This window comes from Paenibacillus silviterrae (genome assembly GCF_030167925.1).
Taxonomy (GTDB): Bacteria; Bacillota; Bacilli; order Paenibacillales; family NBRC-103111; genus Paenibacillus_G; species Paenibacillus_G silviterrae.
Genome location: NZ_JASKUT010000001.1, coordinates 2105185 through 2126496, shown reverse-complemented (window position 1 = coordinate 2126496; position 21312 = coordinate 2105185). Strand labels below are relative to the sequence as shown.

Sequence of the window (21312 nt, the reverse complement as noted above, 5' to 3'; positions counted from 1 at the left end):
TTACGGGAATTACATGAAAAATTAATATTGGACGTGTGGTGAGTATATGGGGGATCTTCAGCTGCTGCTTAGAGAAACCGGGCTGAGAGCGGCCCGCCGTTTGCCTCTATTTTTATGGTCGGTTTGGATTGTATTGCTTGTAGAGCTGCTTAGCAGAGGGCAGTGGGGAGCTGCTTTCAGCTGGACCTTTCACAAAATACCGGAGCTTTCCTTGAATGCTTTGGTTGTACTGAGTTTAATGCTCTTATTCACTTCCATCATTTCGAATGTTCGGATATCGTTTTGGCTGGTGGCAACGGTTTGTTTGGCCTTTGGCCTCATAAGCGGCGTGAAGCTGTCCATCCTCGGGGTACCGTTCGTTCCGTGGGACCTGTTGTTGACTAGCGAAACCAAAGACATGGCACAGTATATCGGCGGGCTGCTCAATTTTACAACCATCTCCGGGCTGCTGTCATTCATTGGAATAAGCTTATTGCTCCTTTACAAGCTGCCGCCGGTGCGTCTCGTTTTTCGCTGGAAGCAGCGGCTCATTATGGGGGTAAGCTCGCTGATTCTGCTGTCTGCTATTTACAGCGACGACTTTCTATCGCTCAAGAAAATGGTGAACGTGCAGAATTTGGCATGGGACCAGACGGAAAATGTAAAAACCAACGGGTTTCTTCTTTCTACCATCATGAACTTGAAGTTTTTGATTCAAAAGGAGCCCGACGATTACAATGAAGAATCGATCCGGTCGATCGCCTCTTCGATTCCTCCCGTCGTTACGGAGCCGGGGGAAAAGAAACCGAATATTATTGTCGTTTTGAGCGAATCCTTATTCGATATCACGCAAATCAAGAGCTTGAAATTCAGTCAGGATCCGCTGCCCTTCTACCATTCCTTAATGGAGAAATACACCAGCGGCACAATGCTTTCTCCGCAATTTGGCGGAGGTACGGCGAATGTTGAATTTGAAGTACTGACCGGTAATACCATGCGGTTCCTGCCGCAAGGCTCTGTGCCGTATAATCAGTATGTCGATAAAGGGATTGATTCGTTAGCCAGCATTTTGGCGCGGCAGGGCTACGAGACGACAGCCATCAACCCGTTCCATTCCTGGTTTTATAACAGTAAGCACGTGTACGAGAACATGGGCTTTGCCAAGTACATTTCGCAGGAATTTTTCGAACCGGACTATGAAGGTCCCTATATCGCCGACCGAGCTGTAGCAAAGTACATTACGGAAACGACGTCGTCGACCTCAGGACCGGATTTTATATTCGCGAATACGATGGAAAATCATTATCATTACTACCCCGGCAAATTCGAAAAGAACACGATCGAGGTTACCGGTGTCACGGAGTCGAAAGGACTTTTCGAAACGTACGCTCAGGGACTGCTCGGTGTGGATGATATGCTGAAGCGCCTCGTGACGTATTACGAAAACTCGAACGAGCCGACGATTCTGCTGTTCTTCGGCGATCATCTGCCAAGTCTCGGTGACGATTACCTGGCTTACAAAGAAAGCGGTTATCTGAAGGAGAACGATCCTGATTTTGTCAACAAAATGCATCGTGTACCTGTGCTGATTTGGGATAATTATTTGCCGCGGGACCGCAAGGAGCACATCAACATGGACACCTCCTTGATCGGCTCGTATCTTCTAAAGCTGGCGGAGCGGCCGGGCAGCTATTATACCGATTTCTTATATCACCTTAGTCAGCAAACCCCGATTCTGCCTTCAAAGCAGGAAAGCGCAAGGGACGAACGGATGAAGGTGTATGAGAAGCTTCAATACGATATATTGTTCGGCAAGCAATATGCTTATGGGGACATGAAGAACAATATTAAGAAAGAAAATTATGTCATCGGTCTTGGGAAAATGTATGTACGCGATGTCAAGCTGGAAGGCTCAGGCAGTGAGCAGACCCTGAAGGTGCAGGGGGAAAATCTGCCGTATGGCAGCATCCTGCAGGTCAACGGCCAGCCGCTGGAAACCAAATGGCTCGGAACGGGCGAGATCACGGCGGTCGTAAAGAAGGAGCTGCTGACGCAAGCGCCGATGCGGATCGAGATCCTTGTGAAGGATTCGAAGGATGCCGTCGTTGGTAAATCGAACGATTATGTATATACCGGCACAAGTCTGACAACCGCACAGCCTGATACGTATTAATAACGATTCAAAAAGCCGCGATATTCCACGGGAATACGCGGCTTTTTTGTTCATTCGGCGGGAGGCCGCAAGCCCTCCCCAGCGTAAGAAATCAGCGGCGAAATTTCCAGCCTGTCGTCGGACCAATTTCTTGTGTCCACCCCCGCTGCCTGCCGCCAGCGTTTGTGGACGTCCAGTACCTGACGTGTTGCCGTTTCCGGGCTGTCTTCTCCCGTCCTGTTTTTCACCGGAGCGAACTCCTCCTTCCGGTCCATGACAAGCACCGTCATTTCGTCTGCCAGAGGGAAGTAGTCGAAAATAAACTGCTCCAGCTTATACCCGTTCGGTGATTCCGGCATCATAACCTGTCCGGCTTCATCGACCGTCTGCAGCTTTTTGTGCGCGGCATGATACGAAAGCGGATGACCCAGATGACGCTCAACAAAATCCATCCGGAACAGGTGAATGGATAAATTCCCAAGCCCGTATAAATACTGTCCGTCGGCATCGCGCTGCTGAGTCAAGGAGAAGGGAACTTCCGTATATTCCAGAACAGCCGGCCGCCCCTCCCGCTTGCAAAGAATGCCGACCTTCTCTTCGGGAGAGACCTTGTAAGCCGCCTTGGTGGCGATGGGACGGCCATAATGAGCCGCAACACCGACGAAACGCGGGTCGGCTATCTTAATGATGGCATTGTCTACGTTGTAATAAAACAGCCATTCCACGCCTCGTCGCTTGAGCTCCTGAAGGATCCCGGAACGATCCAAAGCATGGAAGGCTTCCCCGTTGCCGCTCGGGGACAGATTCAGCCGATCCTTCTCGGCGAGCAATACTTTCCCTTGTTCATCCATAGCAGGAAGCTCACCCTGTATAAAAAAGAACAGGTCCTTAGGGGAGTAACCAAAATACCGGTGATTTTCAAAAAAACGCACCGTCTCCTCATGGTTATCCGGGCTGGTCATGATACACCATGGAATCGGGCAGCCAGCCCGCGCTGCCAAATTCAGAAGACGCTCCGCCTGAAGCTGAAATAGGGACTTGCCGGAAGGCAAACCGATGCTGAAGGTGCCTTTCGGTCCCGGATGTCCCAGACGGCTTCCTTGCCCTCCTGCAGCCACGATGGCGACAACCTTGCCCATCCGCAGCTTGCTCCAGCCAAGCTCCTCGAAGTACCGCTTCTCTTTCGGAGAATAAGTCTCCCAAGGATAAGCTTCCATTGGGGAAAGCTCTCCCGGAACGGAAGCTTCCTTCCCCAGGGTTTCCTTTGTCAATCGCTGAAGCCGTGCCCAATCCATGCTTTCGACCTGGTCCAGCAGCATCTTGCGGGAGCTGTCAGATAACTCGTGATAAAACCGCAGGATGTGTTCTTGACCCCTCATAAGAAGCTCATGATAAAGTACTTCGTATCTTGAGTTCATGCGGCAAACCTCCGATAAAGTAAGATAAGGATTATTTTACAGCAATTTAATGAAATGTCATCACCTTCCGCAAGCATGAAAAACATTCTTTCTTGTCAATTGGTGTAAAACATATTACAATAGTCCTAGATCAAAAGTCTCCTAAAATTATATGACACCAACCGATAACGGCAAACCATTCGAAAGGATGGGACGCAAAGCCACAGGCCTAAAGAACGCGTGTTCCACGGCAGCTGGGTTACCGAAGAAGGTAAGGTATTCTCATTTTGAAGCCGCTTCCTGTTTTCGGGGAGCGGTTTTTTTATCATGTCAAGCCAAGGTGGGAAACAACAATGTATCAACGTTATATCTTACAAGTCTTGCTCAGCAGCCTGTTGCTTCTGGTTCCGATTCTGCATTTTGCCGATGTTTTTCCTTCCGATGTTTTACAGTTGGTTGTTGGGCTTGCGTTTGGAGGGATTGGGGCGGCAATTGTGATTCGGCTTAGCAAGCGAACAGCAATCATGGAAGAGCATACGCAGCGCTATCAATCGCTGTTCCTACATAATTCAGATGCTGTTTTTATGATGGATTTAAACGGCAGGTTTACGAGTGCCAATAAGGCATGCGAGGTAATTTCCGGTTACTCGTTACATGAATTTCTCAAGCTAACCTATCATCAACTCATTTCACCGGAAGATCTTGAGCGGGGAATGACTTATTTCAACGCCAGCCTGCTAGGGGAAAAGTCGACCTACCAGATGTCGATTCATAGTAAAACGGGTGTCAGGGTGGAGCTCAGCGTTCGCAATGTGCCTATTTATGTTCATGGCAGGCTTGTGGGCGTTTACGGGATTGCACGGGATATATCAGAGACCGTGAACCTGCAGAAGGAGCGCGATGAGGTTCAGCTCTATTACCAATCACTTTACCGAAACAGTCCGGACGCCATCTTCGCTATCAACCTGAAAGGTCAATTTATCAGCTTCAATCCGGCGGCGGAAGTGATTACCGGTTACAGCAGCAGCGAGATGCTCGGACAATCCTTACTAAACTTGCTTAAACGGCAGGATGCGTCTGTAATGGAAGAAGCCTTCCGCGAGCTGAGAACGGGCTCTCCTTGTTCCGAGGAAGTCAAGATTGTTCATAAGACGGGAAGAGACGTAATTGTGCAGGTTGTGGCTGTTCCGCTGCAAATCGATAATGAGCTTGCCGGCATGATCGGTATCGCCAAGGATGTTACCGCCTATAAGCAGTCATTAGAACGTATCGAATATATGGCCTATTATGATTCCTTAACGGGGCTGCCTAACCGCAGCCGGTTCATTGAAGCTACGGATCAAATGATTGTATCTGCGGAAAGCCAACCTGGGAAAGTGGCGGTGTTTTTTATCGATTTGGACCGGTTTAAGGGGATTAATGACTCTCTCGGTCATCAAGCGGGCGATTTCTTCCTGCAGGAGACGGCCAAAAGACTAAAGGAATCCATTCCGGGTTCCGGCATCATCTCCCGATTCGGCGGAGACGAATTTACGGTTGCCCTTCCGGTAACCGATTCGCAAGAGGCAAGTCAAATCGCCGAGCGCATTCGGGAGAACATATCGGAGCCGTATCGCTTTTTGCGGAAATCGTATTATTTGTCTCCCAGCATTGGCATCAGCTTATTCCCGGAGAACGGCGAGCAGACCGTTTCCTTGATCCAGCATGCCGACACGGCGATGTTCTATGTCAAGCAGCAAGGGAGAAATCACTACGAATTTTATAAATCCGAGTATCACACAAAGCTCAGCAAAAAATTACAGATTGAGCAGCTGATGCGCGAGGCATTGCAAAAAGAGGAATTTGAGCTTCATTACCAGCCGATCGTTCATGCGGCAACCCAAGAGATCGAAGGAGTGGAATGCCTGCTTCGCTGGCACAGCCCCGAGCTGGGGCCTATGGCTCCTTCGGAATTCATTCCGATTGCTGAGGAGTCCGATTTGATAGCGGAGCTGGGTGAATGGGTGCTGCGCAAAGCTTGTCGTCAAGCCAAGCGGTGGCAGCTTATGGGACTGGAGCCGATGAGGATCTCCGTCAACCTATCGATCCGACAGTTTGAGCAGGCGGATTTAATCGATAAGGTGGCCGGCATCTTGAAGGAAACGGGATTGGAGCCGAGATGGCTGGAGCTTGAAATTACGGAATCGATGACCATGGATATCTCGAAAGCTATGACGGTTCTGCAGAAGCTGAAGCTGCTTGGCGTCGCTGTTTCCGTCGATGATTTCGGCACGGGCTACAGCTCGCTTAACTATATTAAGAAGCTTTCGATCGACCGGCTCAAGATTGATCAATCCTTCATTCGAGGCTTGCCTACTAGCGAGGAGGATGCCGCGATCGTTGCAACCATTCTGACGCTGGCGGACCGGCTGAGCTTAACGGTTGTTGCCGAGGGCGTCGAAACCGAACAGCATGCCCGTCTTCTGCAGGAGCTGGGGTGCGGCTACATTCAGGGCTACCTCATCAGCCGGCCGGTGCCGGCGCACAAGCTGGAGAGAATGCTTGCCAAGACCATACATAAGATCGGTTAAGGGCTGCCTGCGGGCGGCTCTTTTTTCTATGGAAAAGAAGCCAGATTATTAGCAATGACGATGGCCAAGTTATCATAGTATACTCAGTCTCGTAGCAAATGATACACGCAAGCGGCAAGCCGAGAATGACCCACAAATCCAACAACAAACGGAGGAATTACACCTATATGAAAAAAAGCGCAGCTTTGATTTTGTCCCTGGCAATGGCCTTCTCGATGTATTCTTCCGCTGCATTCGCAGCGGCTTCAGGAACAAAATCGGCTACGACCACAGGTGTGAAGTCCATTGCGGATTTTACCGATTTGCAGCAGCTGGATGCGGCTGCGAAAGCCAAGTTCGAGGCAATGATCGCTGCGGGCGTGTATAACGGATTGACAGATGATACCTTCGGCTTAAAGGAAAAGATGAACCGCGCGCAATTCGCTAAGGTTGCGGCATTGATTTTCGGTTTGGACGTGGATATGAGCTTGAAGAGCTCCAGCTTTAAGGATGTTACGGGCCAGGACCCTGCGAACGGCTATGCACTTCCCTATATCGAAGCGATCGTAAAGGCAGGCATTACGGACGGCGTAGCGCCCGGCATGTATGATCCGGCAGGGGAAGTGACGAAGGAACAGCTGGCGGCGTTCTTAATCCGCGGTCTTGGGCTGGAGTCGCAGGTAAAGGCACCGGCTGAGAAGGCTGACAAGACCATCAGTGACTGGGCTCGCGGCTATGTAGCCCTGGCCCTCGAGAAAAAGCTGCTTTCTAATGGAGAAGACGGAACTTTCGGCGGTACAAGCTTTGCTCTTCGTGAACAGCTTGTGTTATCTTCCTATGAAGCGAAGCAGCAGTTCAAGCCTGTATTTACAGGCAATTATGCAATAGCTTCCTTGAAGGCGACGGATGCCAATGTGTTGTCTGTGGAACTGAACGGGGCCGTTGAGGATCCGAAAGCGGTGAAGCTGGATATCACGAAGAACGGGGCCGTATTGACCGGCGGTTTCACCACAAAATGGAGCGAAGACAAGAGGACGGCGGTGCTGACCTTCGATTCCAAGCTGGATGCCGCGGAATGGACGGTAACGCTTGGCGGACTCTCCAAATTGGACGAAGCGGGGAAGACAGCGAAGCTGAAGACGGATAAAGAAAAAATCAGCAAGCTGGAATTCGTGACGGCTGGAGACATGATGCCGAACAGCCCGGGCAAGAAGCTTCGCGTTGAATTTAAAGCGACCAACCAGTACGGAACCCAATTCTCTTCTCCGGCAAGCGATTTTACCATCTACACCAGCAGCGGGACGGCGGCTCCGATCGGCGGTGAGCAAGCCTTCTACGTGACGCCGGGTGAGGGTTTGAACCGAGGGGCCACCGTATCGATTTCCATTCTTCACAGCGCTTCCGGCAGTCAGGCCAATAAAGTATTTACTGTCGGGGAGCAGCAGCTCATCTCGAAGCTGGAGCTTGGCGAGCTGGTGAACGGCTCCGGCCAGAAGGTAACTACGCTTGATGCTAAAGGCTTTGCTTACCTTGACGTGAAGGCTTACGATCAATATGGCTTCCGGGTGGAAGACAGGAATGACTTGAACAGCGGAATCACGGTAACAACGACGGATATCGACCTGGAAAAAGGCAATCCTGGAGAGGTCGGAGGCTTCGTAGAGAATGCCGTTGGCGATTCCGGTGCGGATCTCAAAATTCGCTCGGTCGGCGACAAGTCCAAGGAAGTGAAAATTTCTTTGGTCGCTCACGGTTCGGGGCAATCGGTTGAAAAGAGCATTGCGATTGTTGCTGCGGGTGTACCGGCAAGCGTGCAATTCGGCGCGTATAACCAAACGCTGGCGAAAGGCGATGTCGTAACGGGCGATGATGCCGTCGATGCAAAAATGTATGTACCTATCATCGTAAAGGATGCTCAGGGGAATGTCCTTACAGCGCAGCAAATTTATGATAACCGCGATAAATTTATGGTGATGGCCAGCGGCGGGGTGACCTTAGCGGATCAGCCGATCTCGGGCAGCGGTAAGTATAAAGGGATGATTGCTTTGAAGAATGCTACCGCAGTCTCCCCGGTTACATTAACGGTGCAGTTGAAGGATTACCCGCAGGGCATGGTGCAAGCGAACCTTGCGGTGAAGGAAGAACGGAAAGCAAACGCAATTCGTTTTGCTCAGACTCCGAAAAATTATATGACGGCAGGGGCCGAGAATGAACTGAAGGTAAAGCTGTACGATCAATATGGCGAAGAGCTGAAATATGATACGAATAAGCAGTATTTGGTACGATACGCTTTAACGGCAAATACCGGTGATGCCGCTACATTGGCAGCCACAAGCTTGTCGAGCAAGCAGCGTGTTGAACCGAACCCGGCGTCGGGCAGAAAGTATGTGCTGCAGCCTACAACTTTAGGGTCCACAGTAACGCATGACTTTATGCTGGCGCAAAATAGCTCCGACCTCTCGGTGGATTCCGTATTCGACAAAGCGTTTGTCTTTACAGCAGGTCCGAATGCCAAGTCCGCAAGCTACACAATGAAAGCGACTCTGTATAAAGAAAGCACCGCAGGTGTGACCGTAAATGGGAAAACTTATGCCGAAGTTAACAGTCTCTCGACAACGATGGAAGTGATTGATGCGGCGGATACCAGCCAGAAGCTGACCTATGAGGTATACATGGATTCCCCGAATCAAACGCTCCTTGCTGCCCATGATTATTTTGCAACAGGCTTGGGGGCGGCAGGCGCTGCAAATGTATTCGATCATTACAAAGGCTTTGCGAAGCAAGTGAAGGTTCGTGCGAAGAAATCGAGCGGAGAAGAGGTTCAGGTACCTTCGAATATCGTATCGGTGTCGTCTACAGATACTCAAGTGGCGGATACAGCCGGTCTTTCCGCCGATGCCGACGGTTTGCGATATGTAGTTGGGGGCAAGGCGGGAACAGCCAAGCTGACCGTAGTATACCGTGTAGGCGGCGGCAATATGCAAACGGCGACGCTTGATGTGACGGCAAAGAACGAGGGTCCGGCAGTAAGCGGCATGACTTTGCAAAGCACGGCGAAAACAGTAAGTGCCTCTGACTTGACGAACGGCGGCAGCGGCTTGTATATGTGGGATGCGAAGCTGGCAGAAAAAATGGTGGTAAAGGATCAATTCGGCGATGAATTTACTGCGATAAACGCTCCGGGCTCCTTGAACGAGGAAGGTCACCTGAACGAACAGGGCTTGGTCAAGGCTCCGGCTCAAGCGGGCTACAACACCAATGAGCTTCTGAAGCTGAGCTTCTTCGTTTCCGATATTACGGGAACGAACCCGGCTGCCATTACGGTGGACGCGAAGACGGGTCTAGTGAACTATACCGGCGCAGCGGGAGATGTCACCAGCTTCAAGCTGAATGTTCTGGCACCGAGCGGTGTGAAAGCTACCTTTGATGTAACCGTCAAATAAGATGAGCTTGGAAAGGGGCTGTCTCATCAGTCCGTGAAAATATGACCATCTTATCGTTAACCGTGGGAAAATACCTTCAGCCTAAGCTCAAACACTTGGTTGCCGTCAATAGATTAGATTTTTATGGAAATGACGGCAATCCAAAACTCGCGCTAAAGCTATTTTCCCACTGACTCGCAGATGAGTCCTATTTTCAAGGTTCCTAGGCCAGCCCTATTTTAGGGAAATAAAAAAAGAGCGATTTTGGTAAAAGGGGCTGTCCCATATGGACAGCCCCTTTTTTAAAACTATAAGAAAATGCCCTTCACCGCGGGCAGTGGGCAAAGGGCAAAGTGATGTTAAGCGTTGACCCCGTTCTGCCGGGCCAGCACTATCGTACTTAGCCAGGCTACCTCCGTTACGGTCAAATCCTTGCGGTAGGCGCGCTCCGCCCAACGGTAATCGGTAAGCAAGCCTTTTTTATACAACCCGTCAAGCGCATCTCCAAGCTGTTTCCACTGCCAATCATGCTCAAGTCTCATCGGAATCCAACCCCCTTCTTCAGCAGCCTGCACGTCAAGCTCATAAAGACGATACCTTTCGATGATGCTGATTAGCTTCGCAGCGTATTGCGGGTCGGTTGCATAACCTGCCGTTTGGAGAGCCCGGGCCGCACCCTGATAGTCCAATTCCCGGCTCCGTTCGAAGAAGCCCGCTCGGGCATAGATTTGATTTTGCTGAAGAAACAAGCTGTGATCCTTCACGCTGTCCGTCCAGCTGTTGTACACGCGAAAGCCGTCCACGATCTCTACCCAGCGTCCGTTCAAATACTCGGATGTGCTGTGCCTCAGCGCCTCTTCATCAATCCCCGTTGCTTTGATGCCGAACAAGTTATTTCCTTTGGCGTATTTTCCGTAGCCGGTCTCTAGGGCGGCTTGCGCAATCGTGATGGACGCCAGCACTCCGGTTTCCACTTGGTCTCTGATGACGGCGGGTGTCAAGGCATCGATAAATTCCTGCGGTGTCAAGCAAGTCACCTCCTCGCAAAGCTATGGCTTTACCATAGTATGCTGGCAGCTGCCCAGAGGTGTTAGTGAGTGTATCGTGTCCGATGAGCGTAGATCCAGTTTTTTTTCATATCCCTGACAAGACCTTCATGACCTCGCAGTACACGACCGACATAAAGATCGAAGGTTGCGAACTCCTGCGGAGTCGGCTCCGTCCAGCGGATTCCCTTAACCGTTTCGTATTGCAGCAGCAATCCGTGTTTTCCTGCAAGGTAGTGCGTAATATGCATCAGGAGGAAGTCCTCCCACGTTGTGGCATCGATCTCCCGTGTGAAACGCCATTCTGCGGGCTGTTCTTCAGCCGAAATGCCGTGAATGGACATCAGGTATTCCGGCTGAAGGAGATAACCTTCCGCGGTGCGTCGAACGGTCAAATCCCAGGCTTCGCTAAAGAGCTGAAGCTCGTCCGCCAGCTCGTAATCCCCTTTAGGCACAATGATAGTAATCATGCATGATTCCTCCCCAACAGATAAAAGTAGATGTGACTTATCATACCACAGCCGGAAGAAAAGCTATATCCTTCCAGTAAGCGAATGAGGTATGATAAATGACAAAAGCAACCAAACGGAAAGGTGGGATTCAGATGCCGGACTGGTCGTATCAAACCTTATTTCGGCCGCTGCTATTTCGTTTGCCCGCAAGGGTGGCGCGCGGTTTCACATTAGGAGCTATGGGGGCGCTGAGCCGCTTGCCGGGGGGAACCTTCGTCATTCGAACGCTCGGCCACATGGAGCTGTCTCCTCTGCTGGAGAGCCGCCGCCTCGGGGTGCCGCTGCGCTACCCGATCGGACTCAGCGGCGGAGTGGATCCGCAAGGGATTGCCCAGAAGGCGCTGTCGCCATTTGGCTTCGGATATTTTGAGGTGGGTCCGATCACTGTAGATGGCTTGGAAAGAAAGGGAACCGTACGGCTGGAGAGGGAGTCGGAGGCGATCCTTTATCAGGACCGATATGGGAATGACGGCCTCGAGCGGATCAGCGAGCGCCTTCGGCAAAAGCAAGGCCACACGGTTCCCCTGATGCTTCGCTTGCGCCACGGCCCGGATCGTACACCGGCTGAGGCTCTCGGCGAGTATGTTCGGATGATGGAGATAACAGCGCCTCATGCCTCCGGTTTTTTCCTGGACTCCATAGACGAGCGTTGGACGATAGCCGAAACGGTGGCATTGCTCGAAGAAGTGGCCGACAGAGCCTTACTCCATAGGAAGCCTATGCTTCTCTATGTTCCGCTTGGCATGTCATTGGAGAAGCTGGTGCCGATAGCTGCCGGCGTCAGGCATGATCGCTGGACAGGATATGTCATTGGGGACACCTTGTACGGACCGGAGGGAGACGTCGTAGGCAAGGACGGAAAGGTTCCGGGACTGATGAAGTTAGAAGCTCTTAGGCAATGGGTCGGCAGTGAGCCGATCATCATTACGGGCGCCGGCATTCACGAGCCTCAGGATGCATTGGAGGCGTTATCCCACGGGGCGGATTACGTTCAGCTGCATAGCGGCTTGATCTATTCAGGTCCCGGTTTGCCTAAGCGGATCAATGAAGCGATTTTGTATCAACGCGTGATGGCGTCCGAGGAAGAGGCTGCCGCCAAGCCACTATCCTTCTGGCATAGCTGGGGCTGGATGTGCTTGCTGGGGGTAGGAATGGTGATCGGCGGGATCCTGGCCTGGTGGATTGCGGCAACGAGTATATTGCTCCCTTACGATGAAGCCTTCTTAGGTATGACGAGGCAGGAGATCGGGCTGGTGAGCGAGAGGCTGCTGCACTTTATGTCGCATGACCGGATTACGCTTGCCGGAACGATGATTTCCATCGGTATTTTATATTTTTTTCTTGGCAGGTTCGGTTTGCGCGAGCAGCAGCATTGGGCCAAGACGGCACTGATGGCCTCCGGGACGGTAGGCTTCTCCAGCTTTTTCTTATTTCTTGGCTACGGTTATTTGGACCCGCTTCATGCGCTTGCCGCTGCGGTGCTGCTCCCGATGTTTATTCTGGCGATGCGAGGGCCCGCGGAGCGTCCGCCCCGCGAGAAGCCGAATCTGCATAACGATGCGTTATGGCGCCGCGCCCAGTGGGGACAGCTGATGCTGGTAGCGCTAGGCTTCGCATTGTCGATAGGGGGGATGACCATCTCCTTGATCGGGATCACGAACGTTTTCGTGCCGGAAGACCTGATGTACTTACAACTGACGCCGGGCATGCTGGATGCCGTTAATCCGCGCTTAATTCCATTGATCGCTCACGACCGGGCAGGCTTTGGCGGAGCGCTTCTGTCCGACGGGATTGCTCTGACGGCGGCGGCGCTGTGGGGGATAAGCCAAGGCCGGCGCTGGCTGTGGTGGATGCTTTTGCTTGGCGGTATTCCGGGCTTTGCGGCAGGCTTCGGCGTCCATGGGGCGATCGGCTATATGGATGTTTGGCACTTGCTGCCGCCGGCGATCGCGGTTTTACTTTATGCAGCAGGGCTGATATTGCTGTATCCGTATATGGCAAAGAAAGGATGACGGCGGCGTATTAGCTTCCTTTGGAGGCAAGAAGTCGAACCGCAGAAGGCAGCTCCTTCATGGACTTGACGGTCACATCAGCAAGATGGAGGCCGTCTGTGGCGACGAGTGAGCCCGGCGGACAATACCAAATGGTTCGGATTCCGGCAGCCCGGGCACCTGCGATATCCTTCTGAAGATCGTTGCCTATCATGATGCATTCGGCAGGGCTGAAGCCTATTTTGGCGAGTAGTGATGAGAAGAACAGAGGCTCCGGCTTGGCCGCACCCAGCTCGCTGGATGTATAAGCGTAACGGAATAGATGTCGTACATGGACGCGCTCCAAAGCTTGACACATGAGCTCGGCGTTGGAATCTCTGGCGTTGGAGGCGATACAGAGAGTGTAGTCCTTATGGAGCTGGAGCAGCGCAGGGTGGATGTAGGGTACAAGACGGACCTCCTCCCACGTTACCATAGGTTCATGCTTGGCGGGATCGTCCGCCATCACGGTGTCCCCCCAATCGAATAGAAGTGCTTTGATGGTGTGGGGCATAGGACTTCCTCCTTATAAGTTGCATTAATATACATGATTATGAATTAATATACATAGCATAGGTTGAGAAAGCAAGACTCATATTGAGCAGTATAAGGCCGATTTGCTTTGTGCCATGCCGGATGGTAGGGTGATAGAAGAGTGTACATAAGAAAGATAGACTACGAAGGAGAGTTTCTATGTTGCTTGATATCAAATCAAGAATGCAGGAAGAAAGCGTCCTGGAGCTAATGGAGTATGCCGTACTGGCCGACTCGGGAGAGCTGGAGCAGGTAACTGCGGAGTATCGGGAGGATGAGAGCTTGGGCCTCTTCGGCTACGTGGAGGAAGAGGATACCATCGGTGTCATCGGCTTCCGTAAAACGGGGGACGAGCTGCGGATCAAGCATATGGCGGTGCAGCCCGAGTACCGCGGCATGGGGTACGGCAGGGGACTGCTGCTGGAGCTTATGCTGCTGACAAAGCCGGAGAAGGTGGTTTGCGAAGCCTATGCGGATGCGGTTGATTTTTACCGGAACCTGGGCTTTGAAGTAATAGCCATAGATGAAGGTCCGGGCGGGGAGCGGTTTGTATGCACCTATGAGGTGCATGCGGAAGAAGAGGAGTGAGCAGGCAAGGCGATAAGCGGTGAGTAGTGATAAGCGTGCAGCAACACCAAGAAGCCGCAGCAGCCTCGAAAGGCCGCTGCGGCTTCTTGCGTGTTACCCGTGTGCGCGGCCGCGGATCCACACGCGCTGAAGCTCCAGCTCGCGGCTGAGCAGCACCGCGTCGGCCTGCTTGCCGGCGGCGAGCTCGCCCGTTACGCCGCTTAGGCCGAGCACGCGCGCGGGATTGCCGCTCGCCATGCGGCTCGCCGCCGGCACGGACACGCCCGCCTCGCGCACCGCGAAGCGAAGCGCGGCGTCCATCGTCAGCGTGCTGCCGGCGAGACTGTCGCCCTGCTTCAGGCGGGCGACTCCGCTGCGGACGACCACGTCGAGGCCGCCCAGCGAATAATCGCCGTCCCCGAGTCCGGCGGCGGAGATGGCGTCGGTGATCAGCACGAGGCCGCGATCACCCTTCGCTTGAGCCAGCAGCCGCACGCCCGCGGCGTGCACGTGATGCCCGTCGGCGATAACCTCCGCCGTGATGCGCTCGTCGGTGAGCACCGCACCGACGGTACCGGGCTCGCGATGGTGCAGTCCCCGCATCGCGTTGAACGTATGGACAGCGTGGCTCAGCCCGCTGTCCGCCGCCGCTTGCACCTGCGCATACAGCGCGTCGGTGTGGCCGCAAGCGGCGACAATGCCGTGCTGCACGAGCGCACGGATATAATCCGGCGCCCCGTCCGTCTCGGGCGCCAGCGTCTGCATCCGCACCAGGCCGGGGTAGCGGGAGGTCCAATCGTCCAGCCAGGTCGTCTGCGGCGGGACGATGAAGGCCGGGTTCTGAGCGCCGGGCCATTTCACGCTGATGAACGGGCCTTCGAGGTGCACGCCGGCAAGCTGTGCATAAGGCATGTCACCGCTGCGGTAGTCGGCTACGCGCTCAAGGACGCCGTCGATGGCTTCCTTCGAAGCCGTGACCGTCGTAGCGAGCATGGTTGTCGTACCGTGGGAAGCATGGAAGCGGGTGATGGCATCCAAACCCTCACGGCCGGCATCCATAAAGTCGTGGCCGTAGCCGCCATGGACATGGATGTCGATGAAGCCGGGAAGCACCCAGCCGCCGCCGGCATCCACCGACTCCCCGGCGCCTTCAGGCAGCGGATCGGATGAGCTTCCGATCTCCCGGATCAGCCCGTTCTCCAGCAGCAGCCAGCCGCCGGAAATCACGCCTTCCGGTGTGACAATATCACCATTATGAATGAGTGTGCGTACCTGCGACATCGCGCATCAGCCTCCCCGCTTCGGAATCGAGCAGCACTACGAGATTCGCATGCGTTTGCAGCAGGGAAGCCGGGCAATCCGTAGTGATCGGACCGCACAGGGAGCGGTGCACAATCTCCGCTTTATCGGCTCCTTTGGCGATAAGCAGAATCGTCTTCGCCTGCAGAATACCGCCGACGCCCATCGTCAGCGCGTGCGTCGGAACCTCCGCTTCGCTTGAGAAGAAGCGCGCATTGGCCTTCCGCGTATTCTCGGCCAGCTCGACAACATGAGTCTTGCCGACCAGCTCGCTGCCAGGCTCGTTAAAGCCGATATGCCCGTTATGGCCAACACCTAGCAGCTGCAAATCAATGCGTCCGGCGTCCTCCAGCAGGGCATCGTATCGGTCGCATTCCTGCTCCGGATCCGGAGCGGAGCCGGAAGGAATATGGATGCGGTCCGGAGAAACATCGATATGACGGAATAAATGCTGCTCCATATAGTATCGGTAGCTTTGCGGATGATCCGCCGCGAGACCGACATATTCGTCAAGATTAAAGGTCGTCACGCCGCGAAAGCTAAGCTGACCCTGGGCGAAACGGCGTACCAGCTCCTCATAAATCCCTACCGGGGTTCCCCCTGTCGCCAGACCGAGAACGGCACGCGGATGGCTGCGAACGAGATCGGCTACAATCGAGGCGCCGGTATCGTTCAGTTCCTCTGCAGTGCGGCAAATGTGAATTTGCATAGACTCCTGCCTCCTTGATGATAGTTTTCTTAAAAATCACCTGTATTTATGATTGAAAAAATCATAATTATGATTTAAAATTTCATTATCTTGATTATATGATCGCAAAAATTGGATGTCAATGTACATTTCCAACGGTTCAATGAAAAGGGGCTGAAACAAGATGAGCGATACTCCCGTATCGAAGGGCGATCAGCGCCGTCAACAAATCATGACGTATTTGAAGCTTCATGGAAGAATAACCATACAAGATATGATTCAACACTTCGGCTGCTCCGAAGCAACGGCAAGGCGCGATTTGGATTTGCTGGAGAAGAAGAGCGGACTTGTAAGAACTATCGGAGGCGCGCTTCTCGAGAGCTTTCCGGTCGTGAAGGAGACCTCCTTCAGGGAACGCTCAGGGCGTCTGTGGGCGGAGAAGGAAGCGATTGCCGCCAAGGCCATGGAGCTGATCGAGGAAGGCGACATCATTGCGCTTTCCGGGGGTACGACGAACTACTTAATCGCACGTAACCTGAAGGAACGGAAGGCGCTCACGGTAGTGACCAATGCCGTCAATATCGCTATGGAGCTTGCCGAAAGCGAGCATATTCAGGTAGTCGTTACCGGCGGGGTCATGCGCAATAAGAGCTTTGAGCTGTGCGGGCCCTTAACGGAGAAGCTGATCGAACACCTGAACATCGGCAAGCTGTTCCTCGGGGTCGACGGATTGTCCGAGCAGGGCATCAGCACGTTCTCCGAGCTTGAGGCCGCTACCGCCCGAACACTGATCCGTAAAAGCCGGCAGACGATCATCGTTTTCGACCATACGAAGGTCGGCAAGCCGTCCTTGTTTCATATTTGTCCGTTAAGCGACCTGGACGGATGTGTCACCGACCGGCCGCTGCAGGCGGATTATGAAGAGCATTTAATGAAGTACGGCGTACAGATTCATGTAGCTCAAGGACAATTACCAACATCCAACGATTGAAGGGAGCTTGGCCCGAATGAATTATGTCATCGGCTTTGATATTGGCGGAACGAATATAGTAGGCGGAATTTTGAACGAAAAGCTGGAGCTGCTGCAGCAAAAAAAGATATCGACGGAAGCGGACAAAGGTCTTGAGCATGTGATCAACTCGTTAACCCAGCTGGTGGATCGTTTACTGCAGTCCGTCGATGCGGGCAGGGAGGAGCTGCTTGCCGTCGGAATCGGCACACCGGGCTTGGTCGATCCGGTAAAGGGTGTCGTAATCTTTGCAGGAAACCTCGGTTGGCACCATGTCCCGCTGGCGGAAAAGCTTCAGGCGCTGCTTCAAGTCCCGGTCACCATTGATAACGATGTCAGAATGTATGGCTATGGAGAGAAGCTGAAGGGAGCCGGACAAGGAGCGGAATGTATGCTAGCGGCTACCCTCGGTACGGGAATTGCGGCGACGGTCATCGATAAGGACGCTATCTTTTATGGCAGCGGCTTCATGGCGGGTGAGATGGGCCACATTCCGATGCCGGGCGAATCGACAACCTGTGTTTGCGGGTTAACCGGCTGTCTCGAAACGGTGGCTTCAGCTACCGGAATCGAGCGACAAGTTCAGGAGGCGCTGGATGCGGGTGAGACGAGTCTCTTAAGCGAGCTTCGGCAGGAGCACGGACGTATCACGGCCGCCATGGTATCCCAGGCCTACGATCAAGGAGACGCGCTGGCTGTTCGTGTTCTTACTCATACCGCGCATGTGCTGGCCCGAGGGCTTTCCTGCGTGATCCCTATGATCAGTCCCGATGTGATTGTACTGGGAGGAGGCGTTTCCTTAGCCGGTGACCGATTGTTTGCACCGATGAGAGAGGAGCTTTCCAGACTGGTGTATCGCGGCTACTTGGAGCGTTTGACAATTGTGCCCGGGCAGCTGATTGATACGGGCGGGGTCATCGGCAGTGCGGCCTTGGCTTACCATAAACGAAACATTTAGCCATCCGGTTCTCTCGGATGAGCCATACTTGGGAGTACGTTTTATGAAGCGTATTCCTTAGGTAGGGCTTCATCTGAGGAGAACCGGATTTTTTTTATAAAATCCCGCTAGAATTGACATTGGAGAAGCAGGAAAATCCTTCTTCCTTGAAGAAAGGATTACACGTCTGAAACCATGGGATCGGAGTTGCTATGGAAGCCGATGAAACGGGATATCGGGTTGGAGCTGAACACAGAGCTATACCAGAATGCTTTTGACCATGCGGCAATCGGTATGGCGCTTGTTGCATTGGATGGCCGATGGATTAAAGTAAATCGTGCATGGTGCGATATGGTAGGGTATAGCGAGCAAGAGCTCCTTTCCATACAGGACGTAAGCATTACGCATGAGGAGGACCAAACGCTAGGAGAAGATTTTGTCGGAAGGACGCGCAGAGGCGAGCTGTCCCAGTTCCGGTTGGATAAACGGTATATCCATAAATCCGGGGGCATCCTCTGGGTACAGCTGAACGCTTCTGCGGTGCAAAATCAAACCGGTGAGGTGCTGTGCATTTTCGCCCAGCTGCAGGACATTACAAGTCTCAAACGAATGGAGCAGCAATACCGCTCTCTCATCGCTTATAATCCCGCGGGCATTTGCTCCCTTGACCGGGCGGGTATCATTACCGGGGTGAATCCTTCGATGGAAGCAGTCACCGGCTTTTCCGAGAAGGAGCTGGTGGGGAGGTCCTTCCGGAGCCTGCTCATGAATCCCGATTCATGCCCGAATTTGCCTACAGCAGATAAGGAAGAAGAGATACATCCCAGTAATATGGAAATGGCGGTTCGGGATAAGCTCGGCCGTCGCGTAGAGCTGGGAATAAAAAAAGTGCCTATTCTGATTGACGGCCGGTCGGAAGGCTTATATCTCATTGCCCGGGATATTACCCCGGACAAGGCAGCCGAAAAAGCGCTGCTCCACATCCAGCAGGACTTTCAGGAGGTCGTCCGCCAGCAGCAGGGAATGACCTTTAAGTTTACCGAGAAGAACGGCAAGTTCATTCATACCTTATGCGACGGGGAGCTGATGTATCGGCTGGGGCTGCGCTCAGAGGACGTCGTAGGTAAGGACCTGAGCAGAATTCTCCCTCCCGAGCAGGTCGACATCAAGGAGCAGTACTACCGCCGCGCCTGGGAAGGCGAAGAAAAGGTGCAATATGAAGGGACGCTGAACGGTATCACTTATATTGCCTCCTTGCGGCCGATTATGAGGGACGGACGTGTTGTTGAGGTCATCGCCTCCTGTGTGGATATTACGGATCGTAAACGCGCGGAAGAGCTTCTCCGCAAATCGGATCGATTGGCCGTCGCCGGGCAGCTGGCAGCGGGACTTGCTCACGAAATCCGCAATCCCCTGACATCCTTGAAGGGCTTTCTGAAGCTGATTCAATCGAAGGAAAGAAACCAATCGCAATTTTTCGAGCTGATGAGGGTCGAGCTGGATCGGATACATTTTATCGTAAGCGAGTTTCTCGTCATTGCGAAGCCGGAGGCCATCAAGCTGGAGTGTAAGAAGCTATCGGACATTCTGGACGATGCGGTTGCAGCGATAAAGCCGGAGGCTATTGTCAACCAGGTGGACATTCAATGGACCGCCCATCCGGCACTGCCTGTAATGGAATGCTCGGAGATCCAGATCAAGCAAATGCTGCTTCATTTATTTCAAAATGCCATCGAAGCGATGCCGGGCGGAGGCGTCCTAAGAATCGAAGCCGGATATCAGTCCGGGCATGCGGTCATTTGTATTCGGGATAACGGGAAGGGGATGTCGGAGGAACGATTAAAAACGCTGGGTGAGCCGTTCTATACAACCAAAGAGAAGGGTACCGGTCTTGGACTTATGGTATGCTTCAAAATTATAGAAGCCCATAAAGGGAGCATTAGCTTCCGCAGCAAGCCGAATGCAGGCACTGAAGTGGCAGTGATGCTTCCTTGTACAGAACAGAGGGATGTTTAATGGAAACTAGAGTATATATAAGAGACGCGCTGGAGCAGGGGAAACGAAATATTGTCGGGCGCTGGCTTGATGCGGTTGATGCTGAGTTTCCGGGGGTGTACGATAGAAAGCAGCTTGAAAAAAACGGAGGCCTCTACTTTGAGCTGCTGGCGGACGCACACATTCCTTTAAAGGAGCATCCTGATGTTTCGTTCCTAAGAAGCTTGTGCGAATATCATTCGGGTATTGGGACACCGCTGGTGCACATGCTGCACAGCTCCCACATATGGCGCAAATGTGCCATGGACGAAATTCTCCGTCACGATGCCGTTAGCATAGAGCGGAGCGGACGAATCCTCATGGAGCTCAATAATCGGATCGATGAAATCCAGCGGCACATCTGCGATATTTATTGGGACTTTGCCCAGCAGGGATTAGCCGACCGCGATCAGCAAATCCAGGAGCTGCACCATGACCGTCTGAATCTGGTGGGCAAAATGGCGGCAAGCCTGGCTCATGAGCTGCGCAATCCGCTTACTTCCATCGGCGGCTTCCTGAAGCTGATACGCGCCAAGCTGCCAAGCGAGACGGACAAGCAGGTAAACAAATATTTAGATGTCATCGAGCATGAATTTGCCAGCTTTCAGATGCTGATTACGGGCTTCCTAAGCTTCTCCCAGAAGCGCGCTTCCGAGGAGCCGTTCATTACCGTGTCTGCCGCGGAGCTGCTTCGCCCTGTGCTGACGCTGATCGAACCGCGGCTCATCAATGAGAATATTGAGCTTAAGGTGCTGGAGCAGGACCGTATTCTTCTGAATGTGCAGAAAATGGCGCTGCAGCAAGTCATTTCGAATATATTGAACAACAGCATTGATGCTCTGCTCGAGTCCGTCAAGCCCACTAGGGGAATTGTTATTCGCTTTTGGGAAGATGAGATCACATCCTATATCGGGATCAGCAACAACGGACCGCGAATTCCGGATCACATCCGGGACCGGTTGTTTGCCCCTTTTGTAACCGGCAAGGAAACGGGGACCGGTCTCGGTCTCACCATATGCCAGAAAATTATGGCTCAGAACAACGGAGAAATTTCGTATGCCTCTACAGAGGAGGAGACGACCTTTGTGCTTGCGCTTCGCAGACAATAAACACAAGGTGCGGCCCCAGGTTTGACTTTCATCTGGTACAATTTGTAT

At 52.9% G+C, this 21312-nt stretch carries 15 protein-coding genes and 1 riboswitch; of the genes, 9 read left to right on the top strand and 6 right to left on the bottom strand.

Annotated features, from left to right (window positions below):
• The first annotated feature begins 46 nt into the window (after positions 1 to 46).
• The gene (locus QMO62_RS09455) at positions 47 to 2152 is read left to right on the top strand and encodes an LTA synthase family protein (RefSeq protein WP_284640608.1); all 2106 of its coding nucleotides are present in this window, start codon (positions 47 to 49) and stop codon (positions 2150 to 2152) included.
• A 50-nt stretch (positions 2153 to 2202) separates the two neighbouring features.
• On the opposite strand, the gene QMO62_RS09450 is transcribed toward QMO62_RS09455, so the two are convergent.
• Positions 2203 to 3549: a UTP--glucose-1-phosphate uridylyltransferase gene (locus QMO62_RS09450; RefSeq protein WP_284640606.1), complete on the bottom strand. Its 1347-nt coding sequence runs from the start codon at positions 3547 to 3549 to the stop codon at positions 2203 to 2205.
• 159 nt (positions 3550 to 3708) lie between these two features.
• Positions 3709 to 3795, top strand: a riboswitch (cyclic di-GMP riboswitch).
• An 86-nt stretch (positions 3796 to 3881) separates the two neighbouring features.
• Here QMO62_RS09450 and QMO62_RS09445 point away from each other — a divergent pair.
• A complete protein-coding gene (locus QMO62_RS09445; RefSeq protein ID WP_284640603.1) occupies positions 3882 to 6098 on the top strand; it encodes a sensor domain-containing protein in 2217 nt (738 codons plus the stop codon).
• A gap of 167 nt (positions 6099 to 6265) precedes the next feature.
• On the top strand, positions 6266 to 9520 hold the full coding sequence (locus tag QMO62_RS09440) for an S-layer homology domain-containing protein (RefSeq protein WP_284640601.1): 3255 nt from the start codon (positions 6266 to 6268) through the stop codon (positions 9518 to 9520).
• 338 nt (positions 9521 to 9858) lie between these two features.
• On the opposite strand, the gene QMO62_RS09435 is transcribed toward QMO62_RS09440, so the two are convergent.
• On the bottom strand, positions 9859 to 10527 hold the full coding sequence (locus tag QMO62_RS09435; protein ID WP_284640600.1) for a glycoside hydrolase family 73 protein: 669 nt from the start codon (positions 10525 to 10527) through the stop codon (positions 9859 to 9861).
• Positions 10528 to 10589: 62 nt separating this feature from the next.
• Positions 10590 to 11015 (bottom strand): hypothetical protein, encoded by a 426-nt coding sequence (locus tag QMO62_RS09430; RefSeq protein ID WP_284640598.1) that lies wholly within the window; start codon positions 11013 to 11015, stop codon positions 10590 to 10592.
• Between the two features lie 98 nt (positions 11016 to 11113).
• On the opposite strand from QMO62_RS09430, the gene QMO62_RS09425 reads away from it, so the two are divergent.
• A complete protein-coding gene (locus QMO62_RS09425) occupies positions 11114 to 13069 on the top strand; it encodes a dihydroorotate dehydrogenase (RefSeq protein ID WP_284640596.1) in 1956 nt (651 codons plus the stop codon).
• 10 nt (positions 13070 to 13079) lie between these two features.
• Here the strand turns inward: QMO62_RS09425 and QMO62_RS09420 are convergent, their stop codons facing one another.
• Entirely contained in the window at positions 13080 to 13601 is a 522-nt protein-coding gene (locus tag QMO62_RS09420; RefSeq protein WP_284640595.1) for an HAD family hydrolase, read from the bottom strand.
• Between the two features lie 179 nt (positions 13602 to 13780).
• On the opposite strand from QMO62_RS09420, the gene QMO62_RS09415 reads away from it, so the two are divergent.
• Positions 13781 to 14209: a GNAT family N-acetyltransferase gene (locus QMO62_RS09415; protein ID WP_284640592.1), complete on the top strand. Its 429-nt coding sequence runs from the start codon at positions 13781 to 13783 to the stop codon at positions 14207 to 14209.
• Positions 14210 to 14302: 93 nt separating this feature from the next.
• On the opposite strand, the gene nagA is transcribed toward QMO62_RS09415, so the two are convergent.
• Together nagA and nagB are read right to left on the bottom strand one after the other, a co-directional pair.
• Complete coding sequence (gene nagA / locus QMO62_RS09410) at positions 14303 to 15469, bottom strand: N-acetylglucosamine-6-phosphate deacetylase (RefSeq protein ID WP_284640590.1); 1167 nt, start codon at positions 15467 to 15469, stop codon at positions 14303 to 14305.
• Complete coding sequence (nagB, locus tag QMO62_RS09405) at positions 15441 to 16196, bottom strand: glucosamine-6-phosphate deaminase (RefSeq protein WP_284640588.1); 756 nt, start codon at positions 16194 to 16196, stop codon at positions 15441 to 15443. Before nagB ends, nagA begins: the two co-directional genes overlap by 29 nt.
• A gap of 163 nt (positions 16197 to 16359) precedes the next feature.
• On the opposite strand from nagB, the gene QMO62_RS09400 reads away from it, so the two are divergent.
• The 4 genes from QMO62_RS09400 to QMO62_RS09385 all read left to right on the top strand — a co-directional run bounded on the left by QMO62_RS09400 (position 16360) and on the right by QMO62_RS09385 (position 21264).
• Positions 16360 to 17166, top strand: coding sequence for a DeoR/GlpR family DNA-binding transcription regulator (locus QMO62_RS09400; protein WP_284640587.1), 807 nt, complete (start codon positions 16360 to 16362; stop codon positions 17164 to 17166).
• Between the two features lie 16 nt (positions 17167 to 17182).
• Positions 17183 to 18142 (top strand): ROK family protein, encoded by a 960-nt coding sequence (locus tag QMO62_RS09395; RefSeq protein WP_284640584.1) that lies wholly within the window; start codon positions 17183 to 17185, stop codon positions 18140 to 18142.
• Positions 18143 to 18316: 174 nt separating this feature from the next.
• Positions 18317 to 20137, top strand: coding sequence for a PAS domain S-box protein (locus QMO62_RS09390; RefSeq protein ID WP_284640582.1), 1821 nt, complete (start codon positions 18317 to 18319; stop codon positions 20135 to 20137).
• Positions 20137 to 21264 carry an ATP-binding protein gene (locus QMO62_RS09385; RefSeq protein ID WP_284640580.1) on the top strand — a complete coding sequence of 376 codons (1128 nt, stop codon included), beginning with the start codon at positions 20137 to 20139 and terminating at the stop codon, positions 21262 to 21264. The genes QMO62_RS09390 and QMO62_RS09385 overlap by 1 nt, the downstream gene beginning before the upstream one ends.
• Positions 21265 to 21312 lie beyond the last annotated feature (48 nt).

What these genes read in the sequence shown, in the direction of transcription:
- QMO62_RS09455 (WP_284640608.1), top strand. Translation starts at nt 47, where the DNA reads ATGGGGGATCTTCAGCTGCTGCTTAGAGAAACCGGGCTGAGAGCGGCC.
- QMO62_RS09450 (WP_284640606.1), bottom strand. Translation starts at nt 3,549, where the DNA reads ATGAACTCAAGATACGAAGTACTTTATCATGAGCTTCTTATGAGGGGT.
- QMO62_RS09445 (WP_284640603.1), top strand. Translation starts at nt 3,882, where the DNA reads ATGTATCAACGTTATATCTTACAAGTCTTGCTCAGCAGCCTGTTGCTT.
- QMO62_RS09440 (WP_284640601.1), top strand. Translation starts at nt 6,266, where the DNA reads ATGAAAAAAAGCGCAGCTTTGATTTTGTCCCTGGCAATGGCCTTCTCG.
- QMO62_RS09430 (WP_284640598.1), bottom strand. Translation starts at nt 11,015, where the DNA reads ATGATTACTATCATTGTGCCTAAAGGGGATTACGAGCTGGCGGACGAG.
- QMO62_RS09425 (WP_284640596.1), top strand. Translation starts at nt 11,114, where the DNA reads ATGACAAAAGCAACCAAACGGAAAGGTGGGATTCAGATGCCGGACTGG.
- QMO62_RS09420 (WP_284640595.1), bottom strand. Translation starts at nt 13,601, where the DNA reads ATGCCCCACACCATCAAAGCACTTCTATTCGATTGGGGGGACACCGTG.
- QMO62_RS09415 (WP_284640592.1), top strand. Translation starts at nt 13,781, where the DNA reads ATGTTGCTTGATATCAAATCAAGAATGCAGGAAGAAAGCGTCCTGGAG.
- nagA (WP_284640590.1), bottom strand. Translation starts at nt 15,469, where the DNA reads ATGTCGCAGGTACGCACACTCATTCATAATGGTGATATTGTCACACCG.
- nagB (WP_284640588.1), bottom strand. Translation starts at nt 16,196, where the DNA reads ATGCAAATTCACATTTGCCGCACTGCAGAGGAACTGAACGATACCGGC.
- QMO62_RS09400 (WP_284640587.1), top strand. Translation starts at nt 16,360, where the DNA reads ATGAGCGATACTCCCGTATCGAAGGGCGATCAGCGCCGTCAACAAATC.
- QMO62_RS09395 (WP_284640584.1), top strand. Translation starts at nt 17,183, where the DNA reads ATGAATTATGTCATCGGCTTTGATATTGGCGGAACGAATATAGTAGGC.
- QMO62_RS09390 (WP_284640582.1), top strand. Translation starts at nt 18,317, where the DNA reads ATGGGATCGGAGTTGCTATGGAAGCCGATGAAACGGGATATCGGGTTG.
- QMO62_RS09385 (WP_284640580.1), top strand. Translation starts at nt 20,137, where the DNA reads ATGGAAACTAGAGTATATATAAGAGACGCGCTGGAGCAGGGGAAACGA.